The sequence below is a fragment of the Bradyrhizobium cosmicum genome, assembly GCF_007290395.2.
Classification (GTDB): Bacteria; Pseudomonadota; Alphaproteobacteria; order Rhizobiales; family Xanthobacteraceae; genus Bradyrhizobium; species Bradyrhizobium cosmicum.
In genome coordinates this window covers 1,841,155-1,866,553 of record NZ_CP041656.2, presented here as the reverse complement: position 1 = coordinate 1,866,553, position 25,399 = coordinate 1,841,155, and the positions used below count along the sequence as shown (strand labels likewise).

Sequence of the window (25,399 nt, the reverse complement as noted above, 5' to 3'; positions counted from 1 at the left end):
CCGTGCCGGGGGCAGCGGATGCCGGGACAGCAGAGCTGTCAGGACACGTCCGGGCCGTAGGCCGCAGCGATCCGGCCGCCGACGATGCTGCGACCGGTTTCGGCCACGGGACGCGTGGTGCGGCGGGCTGCCTCGCCCTCAACCACCCGCCAGGCGGTACGATCGGCGAGCAGCGCGGTCAGCACAGCATGGTTGAGCTTGTGGCCGCCACGGCGCGAGCGGTAGGCGCCAAGCAGCGGCAGGCCGGCCAGCGCGAGGTCGCCGATCACGTCCAGCACCTTGTGGCGAACGCATTCGTCGGCGTAGCGCAGGCCCTCGGTGTTGAGCAGCCGCTCGTCGTCGAACACGACGGTGTTGTCGAAGGAGGCGCCGAGGGCGTAACCCGCGCTCCACAGCCGCGCGACGTCGCACATCAGTCCAAACGTCCGGGCGCGGCCGACTTCGCGGCGGAAGCGTTCCGGGCTCAGGTCGATATCGTAGCTCTGCTGGCCGATCACGGGATTGGTGAAGTCGATCTCGACCTCGGCGCGGAACCCATTGGCATAAGGCCGGATCTCGCCGAAGGAGTCGCCGATCTTGACCGAGACCGGCTTCAAAACCTGAATGAAACGGCGCTGCGCCGGCTGATTGACGATGCCCGCCTGGTCGATCGCCGCAACAAAGGCAGCGGCGCTGCCGTCCATGATCGGCACTTCCGGGCCGTCGATCTCGATGGTGGCGTTGTCGACGCCCATGCCACGCAGCGCAGCGAGCACATGCTCGGCGGTGGACACCAGCGGACCGCTGCGATCACCGAGGACGGTGGCAAAATCGGTCGCGATCACCTGATCGGCGGTCGCCTGGACTTCGCGGTCACTTCCCTCAAGGCCGGTGCGGACAAAAATAAAACCTGCGTCAACAGGTGCAGGTCCCAGCGTGAGGGTGACGGGAAGACCGGAATGAACGCCGACGCCGGCCACGGTGGCTTGCGCACGAAGCGTTGTTTGCCGGCTAAATTTCATCAGGAACCCGCCCCACTACGACCCACTGCGACTTATACTGAACCCGACTGATCGAGATCGACCGTCCGAATCTCAGTATCCCCAAGTCACGGCAAACCATAATCACTGCCTCAAACAGCGCCAACTCACGCTTTTTTACCGATTGTTACCCCAAACCTGCCGTATTCGCGCCAAGGCTTAACCAAATTGCGCCGAGTTTCGGGGCCGATATCAGCAGCTTTACTGAACCACCGAACCAGTAATTAATGATTTAAAATCAGTTGCTTGAGCGCGCCATCCGGATATTTGCGAGACCAAAGGAAAGGTCCCGGCAAGCTTCCCGCCGGGACCTTTTTTCGTCTGCCTTATTGTAACAATCCTCAGGTCGCCTGACGCCGCAGGAAGGCCGGGATATCAAGATGGTCGTCGCCCTGTGGCGCCGGCGCAACAGGCGCCGGGCGGCCATGCATGTCCAGGCCCTGCGGCGCGGGACGACGGGCATACTCTGATACCGGCTCGGTGGCTGCGATCTGCTGCGCCACGCTCTTCTGCGGCCGGCGATCGGGCAGCGGCGGCATCGCGGGACCGGCGGTGCGGGCAGCGATCGGCGCCTCGCTCTCCTCGTCGCGGCGGCCGAGGCCGACATTGGCGAGGCGCTGGAGCAGCGACAGGCGGCTCTTCTGCGGGGTCTCTTCTTCAACCTCGCCGCGGGCCTGACGAAGCTCGGCCTGGGCCGGCATCGGCAGTTCCTCGATCCGCGGCATCCGCGGCGTACGCATCGGCGCACGCTCGGCCTGCGGCGGAATGAAGGTTTCTGGCGTCATCGGCTCATGCATGGCCATCGGCGCCTGCTCGGGCTCCGGGAACAGCGTCGGCTTCTGCGCAATCGGGCGCACGGTGACGTCGCCATAGGTCTGCATCGGCGCGGGCGCCTGCGGAACGTCCGCAACCGCGGCGGCGATCGCCGCGAGCGCCGCACGCTCGACATTCGGACGCGGCGCAACAGGCGCGGACGTGGCGGCCGGGATTTGACCTTCCAGTTTCTGGGCACGCTCGGCCAGCCGCTGGTTGTCGGCGCGGAGCCGCGCGGTCAGGTCGGCAAGACGGCTCTCGGCGGCAACCGCCGGAGCTGCGGGAGCCTGCTGCACCTGCGGCGCCGCCGCGTTCGCAACCGGAGCGCTGGTGGCCTGGCTGTTGCGGGCGATCGCAGCCTGCTCGATGCCGGTGGCAACGACCGAGACGCGGATCAGGCCGTCGAGCGCTTCGTCGAAGGTTGCGCCGACGATGATGTTGGCATCCTGGTCGACTTCCTCGCGGATGCGGGTCGCGGCTTCATCGACCTCGAACAGCGTGAGGTCCTTGCCGCCGGTGATGGAGATGAGGAGGCCCTTGGCGCCCTTCATCGAGCTGTCATCGATCAGCGGGTTGGCGATCGCAGCTTCAGCGGCGGTCAGCGCGCGCTTGTCGCCGGACGCCTCGCCCGTCCCCATCATCGCCTTGCCCATTTCCTTCATCACCGCTCTCACGTCGGCGAAGTCGAGGTTGATCAGGCCTTCCTTGACCATCAGGTCGGTGATGCAGGCAACGCCGGAGTACAGCACCTGGTCGGCCATCGCGAAGGCGTCGGCGAAGGTGGTCTTCTCGTTGGCGACCCGGAACAGGTTCTGGTTCGGGATGATCAGGAGCGTATCGACGACCTTGTGAAGCTCGCTGATGCCGGCTTCAGCGGTGCGCATGCGGCGCTGGCCTTCGAAGTGGAAGGGCTTGGTCACGACACCGACGGTGAGGATGCCCATCTCGCGCGCGATCTTGGCGATGACGGGAGCAGCACCTGTACCGGTGCCGCCGCCCATGCCGGCGGTGACGAATACCATGTTGGCGCCGGAGAGATGGTCGCGGAGTTCGTCCATCACCTCTTCGGCCGCGGCCGCGCCGACCACCGGCTGCGAGCCTGCGCCAAGGCCCTGCGTTGCCGCCGTGCCCATCTGCACGATGCGCTGCGCCTTCGACATCGTCAGCGCCTGCGCGTCGGTGTTGGCGACCACGAAGTCGACGCCCTGCAGGCCCGCCGTGATCATGTTGTTGACGGCGTTGCCACCGGCGCCGCCGACGCCGAACACGGTGATCCGGGGCTTCAGTTCGTGAATATCAGGAACATTGATGCTGATGGTCATGTTTGCCTCTCGATCACGCGCGCGTGGGTTCGCCCCGGCCGGCGGCCGCGGGAGTTGATGAAAGTCGGGAATTGCGGAAATCGGTCATCAGAAGCCCTCGCGTAGCCATCGTCCGACCTTTCCGAAATAACCGCCGGTCCCTGTCCTGACCTGCTGCCGCGTATGCCGCGGTTCGACATGTTCCTGGTGAACATATTGCGGGTAGACAAGGAGACCGGCCGGCACCGCGAACGCGGCGTTCTTCGCCTCGTTGGGCAGCCGACCAAAACCGAGCGGACGTCCGACCCGCACGGGCCGGCCGAGAATTTGCGTGCCGAGTTCGACGAGGCCGGTGAGCTGGGAGGCGCCGCCCGAGAGCACGACGCGGCCGTTCGGCTCTGAGGCGAAGGGCGAATCCTTCAGCTTGTCCCGAACCATTTCGAAGACTTCCTCGGCACGGTGCTTGACGATATTGGCGATGGTCGCGCGGGAGACGATCTGTGGCAGATCCTGCTCGTCACCGGCTGTCGGTACAGACATCAGCTCACGCGAGTCCGATCCGCCGGTGATGACGGTCCCGTATAACGTCTTGATTCGCTCGGCATCGGCAATGGTCGCCGAGAGTCCGCGCGCGAGATCCATCGTGATGTGTTGCCCGCCGACCGCAAAACCCGCCGCGTGCACGAAACGGCCGCCGGCATAGACCGCGATGGTGGTGGTGCCTGCGCCCATCTCGACGACGGCGGCGCCGAGATCGGCCTCGTCGTCGGTCAGCACTGACAGGCCGGCCACATAGGGGCTCGCCGCCATGGCTTCGACGTTGATGTGGCAGCGTTCCACCGCCAGCATCAGATTCCGCGCCACGGTGGCGTCGCAGGTGACGACGTTCATGTCGACGCCGAACTGGTGGGCGACCATGCCGCGGGGATCGCGGATGCCCTTGACGCCATCGAGCGTGTAGCCGACCGGCAGTGCGTGCAGCACGGTGCGGCCTTCGCCGGTGGCGTGGCGCATGCCGGTGGAGGTGACGCGGCTGACGTCGGCCGGCGTCACGGCGCCGCCGCGAATGTCGGCCGCGGCTTCGACCAGCTGGCCGGAGAGCCGGCCACCGGACACCGACAGCAGCACGGAATCGACCCGCACCTTGGCCATTTTCTCAGCAAGTCCAACGGCCTGGCGGACCCCCTGCTCGCATTCGGCAAGATCCACCACCGCGCCGGCCTTCATGCCGCGCGACTGGATCTGGCTGTAGCCGATCAGTTCAACCGCATGGGTGCGGCCGCGCAACGCGTCGCTCGGCGCCGACGGCTTCAGCCGCGCGATCATGCAGGCGATCTTGCTGGTGCCGATGTCGAGACAGGCGACCAGGCCGCCGCGCTTGTGCGGCATCTGGCGTGTCTTCGGCGTCTGGGTGCGATCAAGACCGGTCATGCAGCGTCCCCGGCCTTTTTCTTCTTCTTGTCCTTGAACAGATCTTCGCGCGCCTTGGCGGCGTCGTCGGACAGCTGCACCACCAGGCGATCCGGCAGGCGCATGTCGACGGCGACGATGTCGCGCGAGAACAGCCTGTCCTCCTTGTCGAGCCTGGACAGCATCGCGAGCGCGTTGCCGACGTCCTGCTCGGGCAGGCGGATATCGAGACCGTCCTTGAGCCTCAGGTTCCAGCGCCGCTCGCCGACATAGATCGCGGCCTTGGTCACCGAATTGACCTGCGGATAGCGCGCCAGCAGAGCCAGGAAATCGCGTGCCTGCGTGTCGGCTCCCTTGCCGACCACGAGCGGCAGCGACAGGAACCGGCGCGACACATATGGTTCGAGCACGGCGCCGTCATCGGCGATGACGGAGAGCCGGCCGGCCTCCTGCCACAGCGCAAACGCCTGACGCTCGGTGATGTCGATCATCAGCCGGCCCGGATAGAGCTTCAGCACGGTCGCATCAGCGATCCAGGGATTGGCCTTGAGCTTGTCGCGCACGGCGTCGGCGTCGAGGAACAGCAGCGAGGAACGGCCGCTGACGCCGCCGACCGCGAGGATCTCGTCCTGGCTGAGCTGCTTGCGGCCGTTGATCACGACGGAGGTGATGCGGAAGCCCGCGGAATTGGCCATCGCGTTGCGGGCATCGCTGACCGCCGTGATGAAATCCTGAAGATGACCGCCCTTGACGATGCCGAAGCCGCAGCTTCCCAGCAGCAGCAGCACGGTCATGGTGATCCCGACCCGGCGCGGCGCATAGCGCTCGACCAGCGCAACCAGCCGCGGCGGCTGCTCGCGCTCGACCACGGGCCTGGCTTTGGTGCTGGACCTGCTCTTGGCTCGGGCGGCAGCGCGGTCACGCTTGGAGTCGAGCTTCTCCTGAACCCACTCGCGCAGAAGCACGACCGCTCCGATAGCGGCCGCTTTCAGGTCAGCTTGGGGCCTCAGCGATCTGAAGAACGACCGGGTGAGGCTTCCTGCTCCATCCATTGCACGAGCTCGTCAACAGTTTCCCCGCGACACCGCGCGGATCCTGGCGAACATGACGTCTCGAACTTGCCGGGCCGGGTACTGGTCTTCAGCAGAAGAAGCCTCTCCCGTTCAAAGCGTTCGCTGGAGGTGACATCACCCGAAACAGCTCACGCGCCGGCAGCCAAAACGCCATATGCGCCGCCAGCGTTAACCTTCGGATGTCCTGGTAAACAAAAGGTAAAGTTCGTTAACGCGGGATGCTTTTTGCTGAAGCCAGTGAGGTATTTATGCCGCAATGTCCGGCATTTTACCGGATTTGGACCCCAAACCGGGTCGTTTCGCCGGTTTGGCCGTTAACCAGTCCTAACTATTTACGCACGCCGCGCACGGCGAGGTCGACCAGGCCGCGCAGGAAGTCGACGAACTCGATGCCCTCGGCTTTCAGCGCCTTGGGGTAGAGCGAGGACTTGGTCAGCCCCGGCAGCGTGTTGGTCTCGAGATAGACCAGCCCCTTGTCCGAGACGATGAAGTCCGAGCGGGAATAGCCGGTACAGGACATCGCCCGGTGCACCAGCATCGCCTGGTCCTTCAGCGCGGCGGTGATCTCGGGGGCGAAACGGCCGGGGCAGATCTCCTGGGTCGACTTCAGGAGATATTTTGCCGCGTAGTCGAAATTGCCCTCGCCCGGAATGATCTCGATCGGCGGCAGCGAGACGATCGAGCCATCGGGGCGCTCCAGCACGCCGCAGGTCGCCTCGACGCCGGCGATGTAGGGCTCGATCACATAGTCTTCGTGCTTGGCCGCATTGCGGACGGCGACGAGGTCCTGCCTGGCGTTGACGAAGATCAGTCCGTAGCTCGATCCGTCGCGTGCCGGCTTTGCGATCAGCCGGCCATATTCGGCGAAGGCCTCGTCGATCTCGTCCAGCGCGACGTTTGCCGGCGGGGTCACGCCGCCAAGCGCGGCGAAACGCTTGGCCGCGACTTTGTCGAAGGCAAGATGCGAGGAGGCCGAGCCCGAGCCGGTGAAGGGTACGCCGCGCGTCTCGCACATCACCTGCAATTCGCCGTTCTCCGCCCGTCCACCATGCAGGCCGAGCACCAGCACGCGGCCTTCGGCCTTGGCCTGGTCGAGCGCCTGCGCCAGCGGAATGCCCGATGTGCCCGGCTTGAACTCGTCCTCGAAGGGACGGGCATGGTCGAGCAGCTGCTTCGACTGCACCACATGCACCTTGTCCTCGACGTCCCACCACCACAGATCGGCCTCGGGCAGCGCCTGATGCAGAGCCTGGGCCGAGGCGACCGAAACCAGACGTTCGCGGTTGGTGCCGCCGAAGAGGATGGTGATGCGCATGTTCTCTCGTCGCTTGTCCAGGTTAGCCGTGAATTCCGATCCGCTTGATTTCCCAGTGTAGCTCAATTCCCGAATTTGCCTTCACCCGTTCGCGCACGGTCTCGCCGAGCGTCTCGATATCCTGCGCAGTGGCATCGCCCGTGTTGATCAGGAAATTGCAGTGCATCTCCGAGACCTGCGCGCCGCCGACGCGCAGGCCGCGGCAGCCGGCGGCATCGACCAGCTTCCAGGCGGAATGGCCCGGCGGATTCTTGAAGGTCGAGCCGCCGGTCTTTTCACGGATCGGCTGCGCGGTCTCGCGATGGGCCTGTACCTCCGCCATGCGCGCGCGGATCGTCTCGGCATCCCTGATCTGCCCACGAAAGCGCGCAGACGTGAAGATGATGGAGGGATCGACGCCGCTGTTGCGGTAGACGAATTTCATGTCGGCGTTGGAGAAGATTTGTTTCGTACCATCACGACCGACGCCTCGCGCCTCGATCAGCACGTCCTTGGTCTCGCCGCCATTGGCACCCGCATTCATGCGCAGCGCGCCGCCAATCGTGCCGGGAATGCCGAAATAGAATTCGAGCCCGCCGATATTGGCGGATGCGGCGACTTCCGCCACACGCTTGTCGAGCGCGGCAGCGCCCGCCGTGACGACCGCGCCGCTTGCGCTCGCCTCGCCAAAGGCGCGCGGCGCGAGACGGATCACCACGCCCGCAATGCCGCCGTCGCGCACGATCAGGTTGGAGCCGACGCCGACGACATGAACGGGGATGTCGTGCGCAAGGTGTGCGAGGAAATAGGCGAGATCGTCCTCGTCCGCGGGCGTGAACAGCACCTGCGCGGGACCGCCGACGCGAAACCAGGTCAGCTCGGCAAGCGACTGGTTCGCGAGCAGTCGGCCGCGGAGATCAGGCATCGCGGCTTTGAGAGCGGGCGTGATGTCGGGAAAGGTCATCGTGCGTCGACCGACATGCGACCTGGGTTCAGACTGCGCCGTGTGAAGTTGTCCGCCAGCGCCCTGGGCTTACCCCTCTCCCCAACCCTCCCCCGCAAGGGGGGAGGGAGCCTGACCAGCGTGCTCACCCCGCCGAGCGTCGCAGCTGCGCCCTGGTCTTTTGCGAGAGTCAGGGGCGCACCGGTGGAAGGGTTCCCTCCCCCCTTGCGGGCGAGGGTTAGGGAGAGGGGTGGCCACACGGGCGGTGATCGACGATGACGCGACATCCGCTCCCTACCCCAGCGCCTTCAATTCGCCGGGCAAGGCATACGCCCACTGCGTGATGTTGCCGGCACCGAGGCACACGACGAGATCGCCCGACTTGGTGAGTCCCTTGACGATACCCGCGAGCTCCGACGCGGCGGGCAGCGGCACCACCTCGCGATGGCCGTGCGCGCGCAGGCCCGCGACGAAATGATCGCGGTCGACGCCGTCGATCGGCGTTTCGCCGGCGGCATAGACGTCGGCGACAACAACTGCATCGGCGTCGTTGAAGCAGGTGCAGAATTCCTCGAACAGCGATTGCAGACGGGTGTAGCGATGCGGCTGCACCACGGCGATCACCTTGCCGTCATAGGAATCACGCGCCGCCTTCAGCACGGCCGCGATCTCGACGGGGTGATGGCCGTAATCGTCGATCACGGTGATGCCGTTCCACTCGCCGGTCTTGGTGAAGCGGCGCTTGACGCCGCCGAATCCCGCCATGGCGCTGCGGATCTTGTCGTCGGAGACACCGAGCGCGTGCGCGACCGCAATCGCCGCCGTCGCGTTCGAGGCGTTGTGACGGCCGGGCATCGGCAGCGAGATGTCGGCAATCTCATGCACGGTGCCGGCCTTGCGATCGCGGATGACGACCTTGAATTTCGAACCGCCGCCACCCGCAATCAGATCGACCAGCCGCGCATCGGCCTGCGGATTCTCGCCGTAGGTGATGATGCGGCGATCCTCGATCTTGCCGACGAGGCTCTGCACCACGGGGTGATCGATGCACATCACGGCAAAGCCGTAAAACGGCAGGTTCTCGACGAAGTGGCGGAAGGCGTCCTGCACGGCCTCGAAGGTTTTGAAGTGGTCGAGATGTTCGGGGTCGACATTGGTGACGATCGCGACATCGGTCGGCAGCTTGAGAAACGTGCCATCGCTCTCGTCGGCCTCGACCACCATCCAGTCACCGGCGCCGAGGCGAGCGTTCGAGCCATAGGCGTTGATGATGCCGCCGTTGATGACGGTGGGATCGAGCCCGCCGGCATCGAGCAGCGTTGCGACCATCGTGGTCGTCGTGGTCTTGCCGTGCGTGCCGGCGATGGCGACGCAGCTCTTCAGCCGCATCAGCTCGGCCAGCATCTCGGCGCGGCGCACCACGGGGATGCGCCGTTCGCGCGCCGCCATCAGTTCCGGATTGTCGCGCTTGATCGCGGAGGACACCACGACGACCTCGGCACCGTCGACATTCTCGGCCTTGTGGCCGACCGAGACCTTGGCGCCCGCCTTGCGCAGACGGTCGAGATTGTAATTATCGGAGGCATCCGAGCCCTGAACGGCATAGCCGAGATTGACCAGCACCTCGGCGATGCCGCTCATGCCGATCCCGCCGATCCCGACGAAGTGGATGGGTCCGATCTCGCGCGGCAGTCTCATGCTCTATCCCGTCGTTCCGTCGTCATGCCGGGCTTGTCCCGGCCATCCACGAATCCTTACCACTTCTTGCAAGACGTGGATGGCCGGGACAAGCCCGGCCATGACGGCAAAAGTAGGAAATTTGGCCGGTTTCGCGTCAGATTCCCGCGACTTTGACCACCAGATCGGCCAGCCGCTCGGCGGCATCGAGCCGGCCTGCCCCTTTCGCCGCGGCAGCCATGGCCGCGAGACGCGCGGGCTCGGCGGCAAAGCCGGAGATCTCGGCGGCGAGACGGTCGGAGGTGAACTCGGTCTGCGGAATCCGGATGGCGCCGTCGACCTTGGCCAGCACGCCGGCATTGGCGAACTGGTCCTGGTCGATCGCACCCGGCAACGGCACCAGGATCGAGGGCCGGCCGATTGCGGCAAGTTCGGCGACCGTACCGGCGCCGGAGCGCGACACTACCAGATGGTTGGACGCGAGCCGCGCCGGCAGATCGGTGAAGAACGGCGCGAGCTCGGCATTGATCTTGAGCTTGTCGTAGACGGCGCGCACGCGGGTCATGTCCTCGTCCCGGACCTGCTGGGTGAGGACGAGCCGGCTCCACAACGAAGACTCGAGCCGTTCGATGGCGCCCGGTACGATGTCGGCCATGATGCGCGCGCCTTGGCTGCCGCCGACGACGAGCAGGCGCAGCGGGCCATTCACTTCGGGTTCCGCATACGGCACCGCTGCCGCGGCGAGGACTGCCGGGCGCATCGGTGTGCCGACCGTCGTCGTCTTGCCTGATAGTGCGGGATCGCGATCGAGCACGCCGGGCAACGATGTCGCGATGGCGCGGACGCGTTTCGACAGAAACCGGTTGGCGCGGCCAAGCACGGCGTTGGCGTCATGGATGATGCCGGGCACGCCGGCGAATTTTGCCGCGACCAGCGGCGGCAGCGTCGGATAGCCGCCGAAGCCGACGACGGCCGCAGGCTTCAATCGCTTGATCAAGTTGTAGGCGGACAGCGTGCCGGTGGCGAGCGTGAGGCCCGCATAAGCGATCTGCAACGGATTGCGGCCGCGCGCGGTCTCGCTCGCGACCACATCGATCATGTCCTTCGTGAACAGCCCGCTATAGCGCAGTGCGCGCTCATCCGTGACGAGGCGGACGCGAAAGCCGCGCCGGATCAATTCGACGCCGAGCGCCTCGGCCGGAAACAGATGACCGCCGGTGCCGCCCGCGGCGAGAAGAATCAAGGGGGAGGTGTCCATGGAGAGGCCTTTTACAAGGTCTTTCCCGTCATTGCGAGCAAAGCGAAGCAATCCAGAATGCCCACGCGGGGGCAGCCTGGATTGCTTCGTCGCTTCGCTCCTCGCAATGACGGCTTAAGCGTAGCTCCGCATGGCCTCGGCGTGGCCGCTGGCCTCGACCTCGGTGCGCGGGCGCAGCCGCGTCAGGGCCAGCATCATGCCGACGCCATAGGCCAGCGACACGATCGAGGAGCCGCCATAGGAGATGAACGGCAGCGTCATGCCCTTGGCCGGAATGAGCTGGAGGTTGACCGACATGTTGATGGCGGCCTGCACCCCGAACAGGATCGCAAGGCCGGACGCGGCGAAGCGCGAGAACATGTCCTCATTGGCATAGGCGCGCGATAGCGTGCGCAGGACGACGAAGGCGAACAGCGCCAGCATGGCGAGGCACAGGATGATGCCGAACTCTTCGGCGGCGACCGCGAACACGAAATCGGTGTGGCTATCCGGCAGGCTGCGTTTTGCAATTCCCTCGCCCGGTCCGAGCCCGAACCAGCCGCCGTTGTAGAAAGCCTCCATGGCCGTATCGACCTGGAATGTGTCGCCGGAGGCCGGATTCATGAAGCGCTTGATGCGGCCCGCAACGTGCGGAACGAACAGATAGGCGCTGAACAGGCCGGCAGCGCCAAGGCCGGCGAGCCCGAACACCCAGATCATGCGCATGCCCGCGATGAAGAACAGCGAGCCCCACACCATCAGGATCAGCATGGTCTGGCCGAAATCCGGCTCCATCACCAGCAGCGAGACCAGCATCAACAGCAGCACCAGCGCCATCGAGGTCGCCGGCATCTCCGGCCGCCTGGTCGATTCCGCAAACAGCCATGCGGCGATCACGACGAACGACGGCTTGGCGATTTCGGAGGCCTGGATGTTGAGGCCGAGCAGCGTGATCCAGCGCCGCGAGCCCTTCACTTCGGGCCCGATGGCGAGCGTCAGCACGATCAGGATGATGCTGGCCGCGAAGATGATCAGCGCGCTGCGGCGGATCGCGCGCGGCGACAGGAAGGATACCCCGAGCAGCACCATGAAGGACGGCGCCAGGAACATCACGTGCCGGCTGAAGAAGTGGAAGGGATCGAGGCCGATGCGGGTCGCGACCGGCGGGCTCGCCGCCAGCGACAGAATCACGCCGGTCAGCATCAACACCAGGATCGCGCCGAACAGCGGCTTGTCGACAGTCCACCACCACTCGGAAAAGGGGGTGCGTTCTTCACGGGAGAGCATGGGCGGCCGCTTTCGGACGGAGGTCAGCCCATTGGTCGCCGAGGTTGGTTACCGGGGGGTTAAGGGGACGGATCAAGTTGTGGAGAGTCTCGTGCCCCGGACGCAGCGCAGCGCCCTTGCGATGGGCTGCAGAGCCGGGGCCCGGCGGCTTTCTGGGTCCCGACTCTGCGCAGTAGCGTTACACGCTGCAGCGCGTCCGGGACACGAGAGGCCCTACACCACCGGCTTCACGCCCTGCAGCGCCTGCACCAGTTCGCGGAACTTGGTACCGCGGATCTCGAAGTTGCGGTACTGGTCGAAGGAGGCGCAGGCGGGCGACAGCAGCACGACCGCGTCGGTGAGGCCTGAGGCTTCCGCATCGCGCGCGGCGTGCTCGACGGCGACGTCCAGCGTCTGGCTGATCTCATGAGCGACCGAGCCGAGCGTGCCGGAAAATTCCTGCGCAGCCTCGCCGATCAGATAGGCCTTGCGGATACGGGGAAAGAAGCCCGACAGACTGGTGATGCCGCCCGCCTTCGGCTTGCCGCCGGCAATCCAGAAGATCTCCGAAAAGGACGACAGCGCATGCGCGGTGGCATCCGCATTGGTACCCTTGGAGTCGTTGACGAACAGCACATTGCCGCGGCGGCCGACCTGCTCCATGCGGTGCGCCAGGCCGGGAAAGCTGCGCAGGCCGCTCTGCAAGACGTCCGGACTGATGCCCATCGCGAGCGCGGCAGCGGCAGCGCAGGCCGCATTCTGTGCGTTGTGCTGGCCGCGCAGCGAGCCGATGCCGCCAAGCTTTGCGACCTCGCTGCGCGCGCCGCCCGCGGTGCGCACGATGGTGCCGTGCTCGACATGAATGCCGGTGGCCAGCGGATTCTTGACGGAGATGCGCACCACGTTCTTGCCGGCACGATCGAGCCGGTCGGCGATGTCGCGGCAAAAGCCGTCGTCGACGCCGACGATCGCGGTGCCGCCGGCCTGCACGCCCGCAACCAGCCGCTCCTTCACCGCGGCGTAGTGGGCGATGGTGCCATGACGGTCGATGTGGTCTTCGCTGACGTTCAGCAAGATGCCGACGGAGGGATCGAGCGAGGGCGTCAGGTCGATCTGGTAGGACGACATCTCGATGACGTGGACGCGGCCCATCCGCGGCGGCTCCAGCGACAGGATCGCGGTGCCGATATTGCCGCCCATCTGGGTGTCGTAACCCGCGACCTTGGTGAGATGCGCGATCAGCGCCGTCGTGGTCGACTTGCCGTTGGTGCCTGTGATGGCGACGAACGGCGCATCCGGCGCATGCCGGCGCCGCTCGCGGCAGAAAAGCTCGATGTCGCCGATCACCTCGACGCCCGCTTCGCGCGCCTTCAGCACGCTCCAGTGCGGCACCGGATGGGTCAGGGGCACGCCCGGCGCGAGCACGAGGGCTGCGAAATTCGCCCAGGAGACCTTGCGCAGATCGGCGGTGATGAAGCCCGCCTGCGCCGCCTTGGCGACGTTCTCGGCATTGTCGTCGGCTGCGATCACCTCGGCGCCGCCCGCCTTCAGCGCGTGGCAGGAGGCGAGCCCCGAGCCGCCGAGACCGAACACCGCGACCGTCTTGCCGGCGAAGGAGGTGACGGGGATCATGGTGTGACCGTCAACGCAGCTTCAGGGTGGAGAGGCCGGCGAGCGCCAGCATCACCGAGATGATCCAGAAGCGGATCACGATCTGCGGCTCGGTCCAGCCGAGCTGCTCGAAATGGTGATGGATCGGCGCCATGCGGAAGATGCGCTTGCCCGTCAGCTTGAACGACACCACCTGCACGATGACGGAAACCGCCTCCAGCACGAACAGGCCGCCGATCACCGCGAGCACGATCTCGTGCTTCACCGCGACCGCGATCGCCCCCAGCATGCCGCCGAGCGCGAGCGAGCCGGTGTCGCCCATGAAGATCGAGGCCGGCGGCGCGTTGAACCAGAGGAAGCCGAGGCCGGCCCCGAGCAGCGCGCCGCAGAGCACCGCGAGCTCGCCGGTACCGGCGACATATTTGATCTGGAGATAGTCGGCGAACACCGCGTTGCCGGCGAGATAAGCGATCATCGCAAAACTCGCGGTCGCGATCATCACGGGCACGATGGCGAGGCCGTCGAGACCGTCGGTGAGGTTCACCGCGTTGCCGGCACCGACGATGACGAAAGCGCCGAACACGACGAAGAACCAGCCGAAATGCAGCACCGTGTCCTTCAGGAAGGGAATCGTCAGCGCGGTCGACGCGGGATCGCGGTTCAGGCGCACCAGCGCATAACAGGCCACCAGCGCGATCGCCGCCTCGATGAGCAGGCGAAGCTTGCTGCCGAACCCGCTCGTGGTCTGCTTGGTCACCTTGAGGTAGTCGTCATAGAAGCCGACGAAGCCGAAGCCGAGCGTCACCGCCAGCACGATCCAGACATAGGGGTTGAGCGGATTGGCCCACAGCACCGTGCCGACCGTGAGGCCGGACAGGATCATCAGCCCGCCCATGGTGGGCGTGCCTTTCTTGGCGAGATGCGATTGCGGACCGTCGGCCCGGATCGGCTGGCCCTTGCCCTGGCGGAGACGCAGATGGTCGATGATCCAGGGCCCGAACAGGAACACGAACAGTGCCCCGGTGACGACGGCGCCGCCGGTGCGGAAGGTGATGTAGCGGAAGACGTTCAGGAAGGTGCGAACGGCACCGAAGCCCGGAAATGTGTTGGAAAGCTCGATCAGCCAGTAAAACATTCAGACGGTCCTATGGCGCCTTTGCACGCGGCCTTGGCCTCGATCTTGGCCTTGTCACCGCGCGTCACGCGCATTCGCTGGTCTTCATCATGGGGTCGGGCGACCCTTGGAAAACGGACGGCTTCGCGCCGCAAGGAGGGATTCGGGAACAGCGCCTTCCAAGCAGTTTACGCCTTTGTCTGCAAGGCGGCCACCAGCCCCGGCACAAACTTGTTGACCCAGAACATCTTCTTGCTGCCCTTGACAACCACGACATCGCCCGCCTTCAGCAGATTTGCCACCTCGGCCGGCTTCAGCGTCGCGGGATCGTCGTGCCAGCCGAGGCCCTTGCCCGCCGGCAGGACGTCGTAGAGATGACGCATCAGGGGGCCGACGCAGTAGACGCCGTCGATGCCGTCGAGATGGCTGGCGAGGCCAGTGTGATAGTTTGGCGCGTCATCGCCCAGTTCCAGCATGTCGCCGAGCACCGCAATACGGCGGCCGCCGGTGACGTTGCGCGCCTGCAGGCTCTGCAGCGCAGCCGCCACGCTGGCGGGATTGCCGTTGAAGCTGTCGTCGATCACGGTGACGCCGCCGACCGCCTGCTCGACGCCGCGGCCGGTCATGATGCCGACCCGATCGAGCTTGATCGCCAGCGTCGATGCGTCGAGGTTCGCGGCGCGGATCGAGGCGAGCGCGGCCAGCGCATTCTGGACCCGGTGCGGCGCGCCCGGCGTCAGGCTGAAGGCGATCTCCTTCTTGCCGATCATGGCCACGACCTGCCAGCTCTCGCCATGCGGCGCGTGCGCGACCTCATGCACCTCGGCATGCTCGCCGAAGCGCACGACCTTGCCCTTCCATTCGGACGCCTTGAGCCCGGCGGGCAGCACCAGCACGCCGTCCTCGGGCAGGCCGAACGCGATCGACACCTTCTCGCGCCGGATGGCTTCGAGCGAGCCGAGCTTTTCCAGATGCACCGGCTGTACGTTGACGACGAGCGCGACGGTCGGTCGCGTCAATTCGCTGAGCCGCGCGATCTCGCCGACCTGGTTCATCCCCATCTCGACGACCCAGAGGCTGGCATCGGGCCGCGCATTGCACAGCGTCAGCGGCACGCCCCAGAAATTGTTGAAGCTCGACGGGCTGGCATAGGCGCCCGGATAAGCCGCCAGGAATTCCTTGGTGCTGGTCTTGCCGGCACTCCCGGTGAGGCCGATCACCGGTCCGTGGAAGCGCGCGCGTGCCGCGCGCGCGAGAGCCCAGAGGCCGTCGATCAGCGTGTCCTCGACGATGATCTGCGGAATCCGGATGCCCGCGATCTGACGCGGCACGATCATCGCGACCGCGCCGGAGGCTTCCGCCTTGTCCGCAAACTCCCAGCCATCACGGGCGCTCGCGAAGGCCGAGATGAAGCCGCCGCTCGGCGTGCCTGATAGCGCGACGAACAGGCTGCCCGGCTTCACCAGGCGGCTGTCCTGCGTGACGAAGTCGATCGGCGTGTCCGGAAATGACCCGGCAACGCCCAGCGCGCGCGCCACTTCGGCAACCGTCCATAGTGGCCCGCTCATGCAACCCTCGACGCTAATGCGGCGGCGACCGCCTCGTGATCACTGAAAGGCAGCACCTCGCCGCCCACGATCTGCCCGGTCTCGTGGCCCTTGCCGGCGATGAGCAGCGCATCGCCGTCTTCCAGTTCCTCGATCGCGGTGCGGATCGCCGCGGCACGGTCGCCGATCTCGCGGGCGCCCTTTGCTGTCGCGAGGATCTCGGCACGAATGACTTCCGGCTTCTCGCTGCGCGGATTGTCATCGGTGACGATGATTCCGTCGGCGTTCTCCGCCGCGATCTCGCCCATGATCGGACGCTTGCCGGCATCACGGTCGCCGCCGGCGCCGAACACGACGACCAGCCTGCGCCGCGCGTAGGGCCGCAGTGCCTGCAACGCCTTCGCCAGCGCATCGGGCTTGTGCGCGTAGTCGACAAAGATCGGCGCGCCGTTGCGCTCGCCAACGCGTTCGAGCCGACCCTTGGCACCTTCGAGGTGTTCGAGGCTCGCGAACACGTCGGCCGCATCGCTGCCGGTGCCGATGGCAAGGCCGGCCGACACCAGCGCATTCTCGATCTGGAATTCGCCGACCAGCGGCAGCCGGATCGCATGACGTCTGCCGCAATGCTCGAGTGCAAGCACTTGCGAAAAACCTTCGACCGTGGCGCCGCCAAGGCGGATGCCCTCGCCTGCCCCATCACCGTTGCGGCCGACCGCCAACACGCGCAGGCCGCGCGACGTCGCCGCCTCGATCGCTTCGGCCGAGCAATCATGATCGGCCGAGATTACGGCCGCGCCACCGGGCGGAACCAGCTCGCGGAACAGACGAAGCTTCGCCGCAAGGTAATGCGCGACGGTCGGGTGGTAGTCCATGTGGTCGCGCGAGAGGTTGGTGAAGCCGCCGGCCGAGATGCGCACGCCGTCGAGGCGGTACTGATCTAGCCCGTGCGATGACGCCTCGAACGCAAGATGCGTCACGCCCTCGCGCGCGATCTCGTCGAGCTGCCGGTGCAGTGCGATCGGATCCGGCGTCGTCAGCGAGCCGTAAACCGTGCGCTTCGGCGAGACGAGACCGATGGTGCCGATGCTGGCGGAGGCGTGCCCCAACCGCTCCCAGATCTGGCGCGTGAATGCGGCGACCGAGGTCTTGCCGCTGGTGCCGGTCACCGCGGCAATGGTCGCGGGCTGCGCGGGGAAGAATCTGGCTGCGGCCAGGGCCAGCGCGCGGCGCGGATTGGCGGCCTCAATGAACGGCACCTTGCTCGCCCCCGGCCCATGGTCGCCGACCACCGCCACCGCGCCTGCGGCAATCGCGGCATCGATGAAGCGCGCGCCGTCGGTCTTGCTGCCCGCGAGCGCGAAGAAGAGATCGCCCGGCTTGACCACGCGGCTGTCGAGCGCGACGCCAGTCACCTCGAGCGCCGAGACAGCGGGCTCGATCGCGGCATCATTGCCCAGAACGTCCTTGCTGAGTAGGTCGCGCAGCTTCATGGTCTTCCAGTCGACATGCCGTGCCGGAAAGCCGAATCTCGGAAAAGCCCCGACTCATCGGCGGCAACGGCTTACCCAGTTGATTACTGGGTTGTCCTGGATGCTGCAAGAATAAGGCGCTCGGACGGCGGCAGGTCGAACCGCGGCTCGACGCCCAGAAGCGGCGCGATCCGCTCGATCACCTTGCCGCCGGTCGGCACCGCGTTCCAGCCCGAGGTGATGAAACCCTTCGTTTCAGGAATCGCCTGCGGCTCGTCCAGCATGATCAGGATCTGATATTTCGGATCGTCGCAGGGCATGATCGCGGTGAAGGAGTTGAGCACCCGCTTCTTGGCATAGCGGCCGTTGATGACCTTCTCGGACGTGCCGGTCTTGCCGCCGACATAGTAGCCCTTGACGTCGGCGGTCTTGGCGGTCCCGATTTCGGCATTGAGCCGCATCAGGAACCGCATCTTGTCGCTGGTCTCCGTCTTGACGACGCGCTTGGCCATCGCCGCTGCTTCAGCTTCGGTGCGCTTCATGAAGGTCGGTGGAATCAGATAGCCGCCGTTCACGAGCGCGTTGATGCCCATCACCGCCTGGAGCGGCGCCACCGACATGCCCTGGCCGAACGCAATGGTGACCGTGTTCAGCTCGCCCCAGCGTCGCGGCACAAGCGGAGCCGCGCTCTCCGGCAGCTCGGTGCGCAGCCGCGTCAGCTGGCCCATCTTGGCGAGGAACGCCTTGTGCGCCTCGACACCCTGGCTGAGCGCGATCCGCGCCGCGCCGATGTTGGACGAGAAGGTGAACACTTCCTTGGTGTTGATGAACCGTCCGAGCGGATGGCTGTCGTGGATGGTGAACTTGCCGTAGTGCAGGTTTCCGCGCGCATCCCACGACGAGTTCAGATTGATCTTGCCGGAGTCGAGCGCCATGGCGAGCGTGAACGCCTTGAAGGTCGAGCCCATTTCGTAGACGCCGGTGGTCAGGCGGTTGATGCGGTCGGGATCGTGCGCTTCCTTGGGATTGTTGGGATCGAAATCGGGAAGCGAGACCATCGCAACGATCTCGCCGGTCTTGACGTTGGAGACGATGCCGGACGCCGCCTTGGCGTGGAACTTCTCCTTGGCCTTCAGCAATTCGTCGCGCAGCGCGTGCTCAACGCGCAGATCGACCGAGAGTTCGATCGGCTTCTGCAGCCGGTCGGTGGCGAAGCCGGCGCGATGGAGATCTGCGAGCCCTTGATTGTCGAGCCACTTCTCGAGCCCGGCGATGCCCTGGTTGTCGATGTTGACCAGACCGATGAGGTGGGCGACCTCGTTGCCGGTCGGGTAGACGCGCTTGTTCTCACGCAGGAACCCGATGCCGGGAATGCCGAGCTTGTGGATGTCCTGCTGCTGCTTCGGCGTGATCTCGCGCTTCAGCCAGACGAAGCCCTTGCGCGTTTTCAAGCGGTCGCGCACTTCGGCCTCGTCCAGATCGGGCACGGTGGCGGTCAGAAGCTCGATCGCCTCGTCCTTGTCGATGATGCGGCGCGGCTCGCCGAACAGGCTCGACGCCTTGACGTCGGTGGCGAGAATCGCACCGTTGCGGTCGACGATGTCGGGCCGCGCGGTCGCGACCACTTCCTGCGCCGCGGCACGCCGCGCGCTGTGGGCGTCGGCGCCGATCGCGAACATCACGAGCCGGCCCCCGATCAGAACATAGACCGAGGTGAAGGCCAGCATCGCAAGCCCGATGCGCGCCCGCGCCTTCGCGGCGCGGTCGACATTGCGCCCGTAGAGCAGGCTGCGGATCAGCCGCTGCCCCCAGGGTTCGGTCGGCTTTCCTGTCGGTTTGGCCGGGGTCGGCGCGCTCATTGCTTGTCCTCGGGCTGAGGCACGGAGCCCGTCACGGTGTCAGGGTCGCTCGCAGCTTCGATGGTGTTGAGCATGGCGCCGATCGGGTCGGGCTCGCCCGGCCTGAACATCCGCGGCGGACGCTCCGGCAGGTTCTTCAGCGAGTCATATTGCGTGCCGTTGACCGGCTTGAGCGGCAGATGCCGCTCCGACAGGCCTTGCAGGCGCAGGGGCGCATCGAGCTTGGCCCATTCCGAGCGCAGCGATGCGATCGCATCGCGCTGCTCGCGGATCTCCGCATGCAGCCGCAGCACCTTCTCGGTGCGGGCCGTCGAATCCATCTTGATCCGGTAGACATAGGCCGCCGCGAAGATCAGCGCGCCGATGACGAGGAGGTGGATGAAGCGCATGGGCTAGCCTCCCCTCAACACGTCGGAGAGCTTTGGCCAGGACGATTGCTCGCCATCGTCATGCGCGGGCGCAGCGGTACGCTCGGCAGCGCGCAGCTTGGCCGAACGCGCGCGCGGGTTATGCGCGACTTCCTGTTCGCCGGCGACCACCGGCCGCCGGGTCAGAAGCTGGAAACTCGGCGCGGTTTGCGCCACTTCCGGCAGATGCCGGGAGCCGCCGCCGGTCTTGCTGCGCTCGGCGAGGAAATTCTTGACGATGCGGTCTTCCAGCGAATGGAACGAGACCACCACGAGCCGGCCACCCGGCCTGAGCATACGCTCGGCAGCAGCCAGCGCGGCCTGAAGCTCTTCGAGCTCTTCGTTGACGAAGATGCGCAGAGCCTGGAACGTCCGCGTCGCCGGATGAATGTCGCCTGGCTTGGAGCGCCCCACCCGGCCGACGAGATCGGCGAGCGCGCGCGTGGTCGTGAACGGCGTTTCCTGCCGGTCCGCCACGACGGCACGGGCGATGCGGCGCGAATGCCGCTCCTCGCCGAAGAGATAGATGATATCGGCAAGATCGGCTTCGGAGGCGCGGGCAACAACGTCCGCGGCGGTGGGCCCCGTCTGCCCCATTCGCATGTCGAGCGGACCATCGAGGCGGAACGAGAAGCCGCGACCGGCCTGGTCGAGCTGCATCGAGGACACCCCGACATCCATCACCACGCCGTCGACGGCTTCGACGCCTTGCGCCGCGCAGACCTCGGCGAGATTGGAGAAGCGGTCCTCGACCAGCGTCAGCCGGCCCGCGGAGCCCTCGACCAGCTCGGCGCCGCCCGCGATCGCCGTGCGGTCACGATCGATCGCGATCACGCGGGTTCCAGGCACGGCGAGAATGGCGCGGCTGTAGCCGCCGGCGCCGAAGGTGGCGTCGATATAGAGTCCGCCCTCGCGCGGCGCGAGATGGTCGATCGCCTCGCGGCCGAGAACGGGGATGTGCGGAACCGAGCTCATGCGCCAGGCCCGCCGAGCGTCCATGCAAGATCTGGGGCGAGCGAGCCCATTACGCCTCGAATAATTCCGCGTCGCGGCGGTTCCACGACACAACCCCTGTGCAGCACCGTATCCGGGCCCGGTCGCCCGGAGCGGCAAACCCAGTGTTCCCAGTGGAATTTGTCGGGCAGCCATGGGATTTCGAGCCAAAATACGCTTTGGCCGCCTCCGGACGCGGGTCGGCTCTTCATCCCTCAGTAACGGCCCTTAGCGTTAAGAAAGCGTTGATCGGCTGGTTACAAGTCGAAAAGGTGAAGCGGCGGTGATGCCTCATCCACACACCCGCCCCAAATGCATCCGTTAACCGCGCCGCGCGATTGCGCCCAAGGGACGGTAAAGGAATAGTAAAGAGAAGGGCTTGGCCCACTCTCCCATTCCGACTTGAGCTGTCTATGTCGTCCGGTTCGTCCACACCGTCTGGGTCTGATTCGAAGCGTCAACGCGTTCTCCCGGTTCCCAAGGCCGCGGCGAACATGCGGACGTTCGACCCGGATTCCTCGATCGTCTCCGACATCATCCCCTCGCCCAACCATGGCGAGCGCAACAAGGGACGGCAGGCGGACATGATCGTGCTGCACTACACCGGCATGCCCGATGTCGAGGGCGCGCTGGCGCGGCTGTGCACGGCGGGCACCGAAGTGTCGGCACATTACGTCGTGCTTGAGGACGGCCGCATCGTGCAATGCGTGCCCGAGGCCAGGCGCGCCTGGCATGCCGGCGTCTCGTCCTGGGCCGGCGAGGACGACATCAACTCCTGCTCGATCGGCATCGAGATTGTCAATCGCGGCCACGACTGGGGCTATCCGGAGTTTCCGCTGCGCCAGATCGCCGCCGTGATCGCGCTGTGTCGCGGCATCATGCTTCGCCGCAAGGTGCCGGCGCACCGGGTGCTCGGCCATTCCGACGTCGCGCCCGCGCGCAAGAAGGACCCCGGCGAAAAATTCCCATGGCATTCGCTGGCGAATTCAGGCGTCGGCCACTGGGTAACGCCCGCGCCCGTCGTGCGCGGCGAGAGCCTGATGCTGGGCACTATCAGCGACGAGGTGCTGAGCCTGCAGCAGGCGCTGGCCAGATACGGATATGGCGTGCCGCTGACCGGCAAATACGACGCGGCGACGATGGAAGTCGTCACCGCATTTCAACGCCACTTCCGCCCCGCACGGCTGGACGGCGTCGCGGATCATTCGACGCTGTCGACATTGCAGGCGTTGCTGGCGAGCTTGCCGGCGGATACGACGGCGATCGCGTCGAAATAGCAGACGTCTTCGAGAATGTGACCTCTTGCTCCGTCATGCCCGGGCTTGTCCCGGGCACCCACGTCGTTGTCTCCGCGCGCGACGAACGTGGATGGCCGGGACAAGCCCGGCCATGACGGAAACTCAATCCATCTCCCGCATCCTTCGCGCATACAGCCGACGCAGCGGCTCCAGCTGCGTCGCCTTTGTCGCCGCAACATACGCCTCGCGCGCGTCCTGCTTCCGACCCAACCTTCGCAACAGATCCGCGCGCACCGCGGGCAACAGCTCATAGCCATTCAGCCCGCCGCGCGCGGCGATCGCATCGACGAGATCGAGCGCGCGCGCAGGCCCGTCGACCATCGAGACGGCCGCTGCGTGATTGAGCTCGATCACCGGCGACGGGTTGATGCGCAGCAGCACCTCGTAAAGCCCGGCGATCTGCGGCCAGTCGGTCTCATCAAAACTCGGCGCGCGCGCATGCAGCGCGGCGATCGCGGCCTGCACGGCATAGGCTTGCGGCCGGCCGGGCGTGCGAAGCGCATCATCGACCATACGCAAGCCGTCCTCGATCTGCGCGCGGTCCCAGAGCGTACGGTCCTGTTCCTCCAGCAGCACGATATCGCCGGCCGAATTCGCGCGCCCGGCGCGTCGCGCATCGTGCAGCAGCATCAGGGCCAGCAGGCCCTTGATGCCGGCACGGTCGGGCATCAGCCGATCGAGCAAGCGGCCGAGCCGGATCGCCTCGGCCGCGAGATCGAGCCGCATCAGATCCGCGCCCGAGGTTGCGACATAGCCTTCGGTGAAGACCAGATAGACCACGGCAAGCACGCCATCGAGCCGCGGCGCCAGCGCGTCGCGTTCGGGCACTTCATAGGGGATACCGGCGAGCCTGATCTTCTGCTTGGCGCGGACGAGCCGCTGCGCCATCGCCTCCTCACTGACGAGAAAGGCGCGCGCGACCTGCGCAGTCGAGAGCCCGCAGATGGTCCGCAGCGTCAGTGCGACCTGAACCTCGGGCGAGAACGCAGGATGGCAGCAGGTGAAGATCAGGCGCAGTATGTCGTCGTCGAGCATCGCCGGCGGCTCGTCGGCGGCTTGCGCGTTCAGCTCGAGCTCGTGCACGAGCAGCTGCTGCTTGCCGCGGAAGACGGTCTGGCGGCGAATCCGATCGATTGCCTTGTGCCTGGCGACATTGACCAGCCAGGCGCGCGGATTGTCAGGCAGTTCGCACGCCGTCCAGCGCTCCAGCGCAACGGCAAAGGCGTCCTGCAGCGCGTCCTCGGCGAGATCGAAATCACCGACGAGGCGGATCAGCGTGGCCAGCGCCCGCCCTGCCTCGTCGCGGAATATGTTGTCGATCTCGCCCAGGTTCATGCGTCGATGTACGGCTGGGCCGTCACTTGTCGTAGACCCAGATCGGCCGCACCTCGATCGACCCGATACGCGCGCTCGGAATGCGCGCGGCAATCTCGATCGCGGCGTTCAGGTCCTTGGCCTCGACCAGATAGTAGCCGCCGAGTTGCTCGCGCGTCTCCGCGAACGGGCCGTCGATCGTGAGCGTCTTGCCGTCGCGCACGCGCACGGTGGTCGCGGTCGTGGTCGGCTGCAAGCGGTCGCCGGCCTTGAAATTGCCGCTCTGGACGATGCCTTGCGTGAAGGCCTGGTATTCAGCCAGCATCTTCTGGCTCGTCGCCGCGTCGTTCTTCGCGTACTCGACCTCGTTCTGGTAGATCATCAGCAGATACTGCATCGCTTAACTCCCGTTGTTCGGCTGTGTCGCCGACATCCAGTCGAACGAGCCAGACTCCAAACGACATCTTCAGGATAAATTATTCCGGGCAGACCGTGCGCGGCGATCTCAGCTTGACGAAACCGTCATAAATGCCCATGCCTGCGCCCGTCAGTCGGCCGGACGGCCGCTCCGGCAACGGTCGAAAGGCCGCCGGGGAGGAAAGTCCGGGCTCCCTTGACATACGGTGCCGGATAACGTCCGGCGGGGGCAACCCCAGGGAAAGTGCCACAGAGAACGAACCGCCCGCCGTCGCCCCTTCGGGGCTATGGCGCGACAAGCCCGCAAGGCTCGCCGCGCCGAAGCTGCGCAAGCAGCGTAGGCGGGTAAGGGTGAAAAGGTGCGGTAAGAGCGCACCGCGGCTCCGGCAACGGAGCCGGCATGGTAAACCCCACCGGGAGCAAAACCGAATAGGGACGGCATAGCGGGCTGTTCGCGCAAGCGATAACGCCGCGGGGCGATGTCAGGCCCGCCGTCCGGGTAGGTTGCTCGAGGCCATGTGCAAACATGGTCCCAGAGGAATGGCCGTCACGTATCGTGCGCGCAAGCGGACGGTGCCTTACAGAACCCGGCTTACAGGCCGGCTGATATTCTAAAGCGTTTTCGAGCGAAGTGGTTTTCCGGTTCGCGTGAAGAAAACGCGGCTTGCGAAAGTGACGAGGGGTTCGATGCTGACAGCATCGGACCCCTCACCATTTCAAGCCACCGCCGTCATTACGGGGCTCGCGAAGCGAGAGCCCGGAATCCATAGGGCTGCAGGAAAGGTGGAAAAATGGATTCCGGGTTCGTGCTGCGCACGCCCCGGAATGACAGCGACGGACTAAGCCGCGCGCGTGTCCGCCTTCACGAAGACCGGTGCAAACTGACCTGCGTCGCGCCGCAGCTTGGCCGCCTCGAAGCCGTGCATGCCGATCTGCCATTGCAGGCCGACGATGGCGCCCTTGGTCGGCTGCAGCAGCGCGAGCGACGCAAACAGCGTCACCGGCAGCCACACCGCCAGTTGCAGCCAGATCGCCGGAGCATAGGCGGTCTCGACCGCGAGGATCGCCGGCACCACGAGGTGGCCGACCACGACCATCACGAGATAGGCCGGAAAATCATCGGCGCGCTGGTGGAACAGCTCCTCGCCGCAGTGGTCGCAGCTGTCGGCCACCTTCAGGAAACGGCCGAACATATGGCCTTCGCCGCAGTTCGGACACTTGCCCAAAAATCCGCGCCACATCGCCTTCGTAAGAGAAACTGAACCGGTTGCCATGACAGCACCTCTTCCTTTTCGGTAATCCATACAATAATATCTTGCATCCATACATTCAAAGGA

The 25,399-nt window shown here is 65.9% G+C and carries 20 protein-coding genes and 1 other RNA gene; 2 read left to right on the top strand and 19 right to left on the bottom strand.

Annotated elements, in window-relative coordinates:
- Nucleotides 1–38 precede the first annotated feature (38 nt).
- From lpxC to rsmH, 16 genes are all read right to left on the bottom strand, one after another.
- The gene (gene lpxC / locus FNV92_RS08750; RefSeq protein ID WP_143841312.1) at nucleotides 39–1,001 is read right to left on the bottom strand and encodes a UDP-3-O-acyl-N-acetylglucosamine deacetylase; all 963 of its coding nucleotides are present in this window, start codon (nucleotides 999–1,001) and stop codon (nucleotides 39–41) included.
- 359 nt (nucleotides 1,002–1,360) lie between these two features.
- A complete protein-coding gene (gene ftsZ / locus FNV92_RS08745) occupies nucleotides 1,361–3,154 on the bottom strand; it encodes a cell division protein FtsZ (RefSeq protein ID WP_015684273.1) in 1,794 nt (597 codons plus the stop codon).
- A gap of 87 nt (nucleotides 3,155–3,241) precedes the next feature.
- Nucleotides 3,242–4,564, bottom strand: a complete 1,323-nt coding sequence (ftsA, locus tag FNV92_RS08740) for a cell division protein FtsA (RefSeq protein WP_015684272.1) — start codon at nucleotides 4,562–4,564, stop codon at nucleotides 3,242–3,244.
- Nucleotides 4,561–5,595 (bottom strand): cell division protein FtsQ/DivIB, encoded by a 1,035-nt coding sequence (locus FNV92_RS08735; protein ID WP_143841313.1) that lies wholly within the window; start codon nucleotides 5,593–5,595, stop codon nucleotides 4,561–4,563. The genes ftsA and FNV92_RS08735 overlap by 4 nt, the downstream gene beginning before the upstream one ends.
- A 349-nt stretch (nucleotides 5,596–5,944) precedes the next feature.
- Nucleotides 5,945–6,931, bottom strand: a complete 987-nt coding sequence (locus tag FNV92_RS08730) for a D-alanine--D-alanine ligase family protein (protein ID WP_143841314.1) — start codon at nucleotides 6,929–6,931, stop codon at nucleotides 5,945–5,947.
- 22 nt (nucleotides 6,932–6,953) lie between these two features.
- Complete coding sequence (gene murB, locus FNV92_RS08725) at nucleotides 6,954–7,874, bottom strand: UDP-N-acetylmuramate dehydrogenase (protein WP_143841315.1); 921 nt, start codon at nucleotides 7,872–7,874, stop codon at nucleotides 6,954–6,956.
- Nucleotides 7,875–8,147: 273 nt separating this feature from the next.
- Nucleotides 8,148–9,551, bottom strand: coding sequence for a UDP-N-acetylmuramate--L-alanine ligase (gene murC, locus FNV92_RS08720; protein WP_143841316.1), 1,404 nt, complete (start codon nucleotides 9,549–9,551; stop codon nucleotides 8,148–8,150).
- Nucleotides 9,552–9,687: 136 nt separating this feature from the next.
- On the bottom strand, nucleotides 9,688–10,788 hold the full coding sequence (gene murG / locus FNV92_RS08715) for an undecaprenyldiphospho-muramoylpentapeptide beta-N-acetylglucosaminyltransferase (RefSeq protein ID WP_143841317.1): 1,101 nt from the start codon (nucleotides 10,786–10,788) through the stop codon (nucleotides 9,688–9,690).
- Nucleotides 10,789–10,902: 114 nt separating this feature from the next.
- Nucleotides 10,903–12,054: a putative lipid II flippase FtsW gene (gene ftsW, locus FNV92_RS08710; protein WP_015684266.1), complete on the bottom strand. Its 1,152-nt coding sequence runs from the start codon at nucleotides 12,052–12,054 to the stop codon at nucleotides 10,903–10,905.
- A gap of 213 nt (nucleotides 12,055–12,267) precedes the next feature.
- Nucleotides 12,268–13,665 carry a UDP-N-acetylmuramoyl-L-alanine--D-glutamate ligase gene (gene murD, locus FNV92_RS08705; protein ID WP_143841318.1) on the bottom strand — a complete coding sequence of 466 codons (1,398 nt, stop codon included), beginning with the start codon at nucleotides 13,663–13,665 and terminating at the stop codon, nucleotides 12,268–12,270.
- 10 nt (nucleotides 13,666–13,675) lie between these two features.
- Nucleotides 13,676–14,779, bottom strand: a complete 1,104-nt coding sequence (gene mraY, locus FNV92_RS08700) for a phospho-N-acetylmuramoyl-pentapeptide-transferase (protein ID WP_015684264.1) — start codon at nucleotides 14,777–14,779, stop codon at nucleotides 13,676–13,678.
- A 167-nt stretch (nucleotides 14,780–14,946) separates the two neighbouring features.
- Nucleotides 14,947–16,326 carry a UDP-N-acetylmuramoyl-tripeptide--D-alanyl-D-alanine ligase gene (locus FNV92_RS08695; RefSeq protein WP_143841319.1) on the bottom strand — a complete coding sequence of 460 codons (1,380 nt, stop codon included), beginning with the start codon at nucleotides 16,324–16,326 and terminating at the stop codon, nucleotides 14,947–14,949.
- Nucleotides 16,323–17,795: a UDP-N-acetylmuramoyl-L-alanyl-D-glutamate--2,6-diaminopimelate ligase gene (locus tag FNV92_RS08690; protein ID WP_143841320.1), complete on the bottom strand. Its 1,473-nt coding sequence runs from the start codon at nucleotides 17,793–17,795 to the stop codon at nucleotides 16,323–16,325. Before FNV92_RS08690 ends, FNV92_RS08695 begins: the two co-directional genes overlap by 4 nt.
- A gap of 83 nt (nucleotides 17,796–17,878) precedes the next feature.
- Nucleotides 17,879–19,633 (bottom strand): peptidoglycan D,D-transpeptidase FtsI family protein, encoded by a 1,755-nt coding sequence (locus tag FNV92_RS08685; RefSeq protein ID WP_015684261.1) that lies wholly within the window; start codon nucleotides 19,631–19,633, stop codon nucleotides 17,879–17,881.
- On the bottom strand, nucleotides 19,630–20,022 hold the full coding sequence (gene ftsL, locus FNV92_RS08680) for a cell division protein FtsL (protein WP_011089349.1): 393 nt from the start codon (nucleotides 20,020–20,022) through the stop codon (nucleotides 19,630–19,632). Before ftsL ends, FNV92_RS08685 begins: the two co-directional genes overlap by 4 nt.
- Nucleotides 20,023–20,025: 3 nt before the next feature.
- The gene (gene rsmH / locus FNV92_RS08675) at nucleotides 20,026–21,015 is read right to left on the bottom strand and encodes a 16S rRNA (cytosine(1402)-N(4))-methyltransferase RsmH (protein WP_168213295.1); all 990 of its coding nucleotides are present in this window, start codon (nucleotides 21,013–21,015) and stop codon (nucleotides 20,026–20,028) included.
- A 512-nt stretch (nucleotides 21,016–21,527) separates the two neighbouring features.
- On the opposite strand from rsmH, the gene FNV92_RS08670 reads away from it, so the two are divergent.
- The gene (locus FNV92_RS08670; protein ID WP_015684259.1) at nucleotides 21,528–22,310 is read left to right on the top strand and encodes an N-acetylmuramoyl-L-alanine amidase; all 783 of its coding nucleotides are present in this window, start codon (nucleotides 21,528–21,530) and stop codon (nucleotides 22,308–22,310) included.
- A gap of 123 nt (nucleotides 22,311–22,433) precedes the next feature.
- Here FNV92_RS08670 and FNV92_RS08665 read toward each other — a convergent pair whose 3' ends face one another.
- Nucleotides 22,434–23,666 carry an RNA polymerase sigma factor gene (locus FNV92_RS08665; RefSeq protein WP_143841322.1) on the bottom strand — a complete coding sequence of 411 codons (1,233 nt, stop codon included), beginning with the start codon at nucleotides 23,664–23,666 and terminating at the stop codon, nucleotides 22,434–22,436.
- 22 nt (nucleotides 23,667–23,688) lie between these two features.
- Complete coding sequence (locus FNV92_RS08660; RefSeq protein ID WP_143841323.1) at nucleotides 23,689–24,042, bottom strand: YciI family protein; 354 nt, start codon at nucleotides 24,040–24,042, stop codon at nucleotides 23,689–23,691.
- A 150-nt stretch (nucleotides 24,043–24,192) separates the two neighbouring features.
- On the opposite strand from FNV92_RS08660, the gene rnpB reads away from it, so the two are divergent.
- An RNA gene (gene rnpB, locus FNV92_RS08655) (RNase P RNA component class A) lies at nucleotides 24,193–24,673 on the top strand.
- A 228-nt stretch (nucleotides 24,674–24,901) separates the two neighbouring features.
- Here rnpB and FNV92_RS08650 read toward each other — a convergent pair.
- Nucleotides 24,902–25,336: a DUF983 domain-containing protein gene (locus tag FNV92_RS08650; RefSeq protein ID WP_244623741.1), complete on the bottom strand. Its 435-nt coding sequence runs from the start codon at nucleotides 25,334–25,336 to the stop codon at nucleotides 24,902–24,904.
- Between the last annotated feature and the right edge of the window lie 63 nt (nucleotides 25,337–25,399).